General features: G+C 33.5%; 4 protein-coding genes. 2 read left to right on the top strand and 2 right to left on the bottom strand.

Going from position 1 to position 3,400, the window contains the following annotated elements; all coding sequences use genetic code 11:
• The first annotated feature begins 171 nt into the window (after positions 1-171).
• Both FPG59_RS15025 and FPG59_RS15020 read left to right on the top strand, forming a co-directional pair.
• On the top strand, positions 172-699 hold the full coding sequence (locus FPG59_RS15025) for a hypothetical protein (protein WP_086455372.1): 528 nt from the start codon (positions 172-174) through the stop codon (positions 697-699).
• Positions 700-770: 71 nt separating this feature from the next.
• Positions 771-1,574, top strand: a complete 804-nt coding sequence (locus FPG59_RS15020) for an endonuclease/exonuclease/phosphatase family protein (RefSeq protein ID WP_086455371.1) — start codon at positions 771-773, stop codon at positions 1,572-1,574.
• Here FPG59_RS15020 and FPG59_RS15015 read toward each other — a convergent pair whose 3' ends face one another.
• Both FPG59_RS15015 and FPG59_RS15010 read right to left on the bottom strand, forming a co-directional pair.
• Positions 1,575-2,417: an isoaspartyl peptidase/L-asparaginase gene (locus tag FPG59_RS15015; protein WP_086455370.1), complete on the bottom strand. Its 843-nt coding sequence runs from the start codon at positions 2,415-2,417 to the stop codon at positions 1,575-1,577.
• 31 nt (positions 2,418-2,448) lie between these two features.
• Entirely contained in the window at positions 2,449-3,321 is an 873-nt protein-coding gene (locus tag FPG59_RS15010; RefSeq protein WP_086455369.1) for a cyanophycinase, read from the bottom strand.
• Positions 3,322-3,400: the final 79 nt, after the last annotated feature.

The following is a 3,400-nucleotide window of genomic DNA, read 5'->3' as shown; positions in this document are numbered from 1 at the left end:
GTGTTGCATGCGCAAAAATACTTTTTATATTTTGAATTGAAAAATTGAATTTTGAAAAATATTCATTTAATTTGCTTGCAATGTTATTCTCAACTTGTAAACTTAAAATTTCTAAAATCCATACTACAGAAATTTGCGTACATCCCAAAAATAAATTCACAAAATGTAATTATGAAAACAAAAATTTCTTTAGCCATAGCTGTATTGTTATTGATTGCGACTTCTTGCAATGTAATTGATGATTTACTCACTTTTAATATTGACAATGAAACAAGTATACAAATTGACAGTGCTTTTCCTGTTGGGACAGCTTTTACAATTATCACTCCTGATGTCACGACAAATTCAAGTGCCACATTTGAAAACAATAATACGAAGGCCGATCTAGTTAAAGATGTAAAAATTACGGATTTGAAATTAACGATTACTAACCCTAGCAATAAATCATTTAGTTTTCTAAAATCAATACGATTGTTTATTTCAACTGATACAAATGACGAGATTGAACTGGCATTTCTAGAAGACATTAATTCAACCTCAAACACTTTAAATTTAACCTGTACTGCGGCAAAACTTGACAAATACGTTAAAGCTCCATCGTATACTATTAGAACAAGAGCTGTTGTAAAAGAAACTTTGACTCAGGATATTACTGTAAAAGCTAATATGAAATTTAGAGTTACTGCTGATCCTTTTTAAAATCCAGTTAACCAAAAAAGATATTCTAAACTAAGAATTGCGAAGATTTTTATCCTTTTATACACTTACCGTTGAAACCATTTTTTTTATTTTTACTCTTACTTGTTCAGTTGTCTTTAACTGGACAAGTCAAAGTTATTTCTTGGAATATTGAAAATCTTGGTAAATCAAAGAGCAATGAAACTATCGATTTTATTGCTCAAACCACCAGAGATTATGATATTATTGTGATACAAGAAGTAGTTGCTGGTTACGGTGGCGCACAAGCAGTGGCAAGGCTTGCAGATGCGTTAAATAGAAAAGGATCTAAATGGGATTACTCCATCAGCAATCCTACGTCCAGTAGCGCTTATAAAACAGAGCGATATGTTTTTTTGTGGAAAACAAGTAGAGTAAAACTTATTGGAACTCCTTGGCTAGAAAAAAAATACCATCTAGAAATAGATAGAGAACCGTATTACGCCACTTTTGAATTCGATAAAAAACAATTCACATTGGTAAATTTTCACGCCATTACAAAAAGTAGACAGCCTGAAACGGAAATCAAACATTTCAAGTTTTTACCCAATTTGTATTCCAATCTCAATTTGATTTTTTTAGGTGATTTTAATTGTCCGCAGTCGCATTCTGTTTTTGGCCCGTTAAAAAAATTAGGATATAAATCGGCGTTCCAAAACCAAAAAACATCTTTGAAAAGGAAGTGCCAAAACAACAATTGTTTGGCGTCAGAATTTGACAATATCTTTTACAATTCAAATCGAATTTCGTTTTTAAATACAGGAGTAATTCATTTTTACAATAAATTCAATTCACTAGAAGAAGCTAGAAAAGTATCTGATCACATTCCTATTTGGATGTCATTTAAGGTGCTTTAATTAACCAAAAACTTGAAAAGAAGTTCCGTCAAAACTAGCAAAAACCATACTAGGATGTGAATCTTGATGGTAAATAGTACCGTTGTGATCTATAGCAATAGCACCTGCAAAACCATCATAGGGTAATAATTCATTGAAGGTTTTAGCAAAAGCATCTTTAAGTTGCATTCCGTCAGTTACTCGGGTAACAATTTTTACAGCCGTAGCATTACTAACTATGTCTTCTCCCACTCCAGTCATGCTTACGCCACAAAAAGCATTGGCATAATTTCCTGCTACAGTTGCAGAATCAGAAATTCGACCTGGAATTTCAAAACCTTTACCACCAGTAGATGTGGCTACAGCAATTTTTCCATTTTGATCTAATGCTACACATCCTACGGTTCCTGTTCCCGTAGCTTTTAATTTGGCTTCAAATTCAGCTCTTCGTTGCGGAATTTCTGTAGAAAAAAACTCAAACCCATTCGCTCTAGCAAAATTAGTAGCTCCAGATCCACCTAAAATACGATCATCTTGATGCATCAGTAAAGCTGCTACCTCAATAGGATTTTTTACAGCTTCTATATTGATTACACCACTCATTTTTTGGGTTTCGCCATCCATAAGAGCAGCACTCATCCTAATTTTTCCGTCACTTTGAATTTGTGAACCCGTTCCTGCATTAAAAAGAATATCATTTTCAAGTTGAGTTACAGCATAAACAACAGTTTCTGAAGCAGTATGAGTTTTTAAGTACTCATAAGAACGCATTACTATTTCTTCTAGTGCTTTCTGTTTTGCAATTTTAGTATCATCTGAAGTTGATGATTCCGAAAAAAAACCGCCGTGTATAATTAGTTTCATAATGGAGTTCTAGAATTAAAGCCTGAAGATTCTATAAATAATGCGAAGATTGAATGTGCATTTTATGTGTATCCAAGTTGTAAGTGTCAAACTTACTCATAACGTGTGTGACCAAATGCGAAATGGATATGGGTTGACCCAATTCTACTTTAGTCAAATTAGTATCTTTTATTTCTCGGCCGTCCACCAAAATTACAAGTCCAGACCCGATGGCTTCCATCTCTTTATTATTGGTAATTAACAAACCGGTATCTTCACCAAGTCCTATTCCTAAAACTCTTGGATTCCCCACAACTGCTTGAAATAATCGACCAATGCGACCGCGCTGAACAAAATGAGTGTCAATAATAACACCATCAATAAGTCCTAGACCACTCGCTATTTTTACTTCTCCTTTCAACAAGGCTTCAGAGCTACTGCCTTGGTAAATCATATTGTTTGAAGCTGCTGCTGCACCTGCTGATGTTCCAGCATAGATAAACTCTTCATTATGATATTTATCAAGCAACATATCGTGAAAAGGAGTTCCGCCTAAAATAGAACTTAATCTTAATTGATCACCTCCTGTAAACATTACAATATCGGCCGCTTTTAATCGTGCCAAAACTTCTGGATCAGCTGCTTGCTCTCTTCTTTCAATAGTCAGTATAGCTACGTTCTTTGCATTTAAATAAGTAAATGCTTTTACATATTCAGGTCCAATTTCACGCGGAATTACAGATGCCGTTGTAACAATCTCTATTCTAGATTCCTCTTTATACTTTGACTCGTTAAGAATTCTTTTTAAAATTCCAGTTTCAAAAAAATTTAAATTGGTATTTGCGTTTTTATCTAAATCAGTTTCTGTAAAACTTCCTTTGTCTACAGCACCACCTATAATTATCAGTTTTCCAAGTATATTCATTTGGCAAAAATAACTAAAAACTTAAAAATTACCATTTGCAAGGGCGTTTATTTAAAAAAAATACAATTTGAAGCATAAT

It is taken from the genome of Flavobacterium sp. FPG59 (assembly GCF_002150205.1).
Lineage (GTDB): Bacteria > Bacteroidota > Bacteroidia > Flavobacteriales > Flavobacteriaceae > Flavobacterium.
Note: the sequence above shows the minus strand (reverse complement) of the source record. Positions and strands in the feature narration are given on the sequence as shown.

Coding starts and splice junctions, on each gene's coding strand:
- FPG59_RS15025 (WP_086455372.1), top strand. CDS start 172: ATGAAAACAAAAATTTCTTTAGCCATAGCTGTATTGTTATTGATTGCG.
- FPG59_RS15015 (WP_086455370.1), bottom strand. CDS start 2,417: ATGAAACTAATTATACACGGCGGTTTTTTTTCGGAATCATCAACTTCA.
- FPG59_RS15010 (WP_086455369.1), bottom strand. CDS start 3,321: ATGAATATACTTGGAAAACTGATAATTATAGGTGGTGCTGTAGACAAA.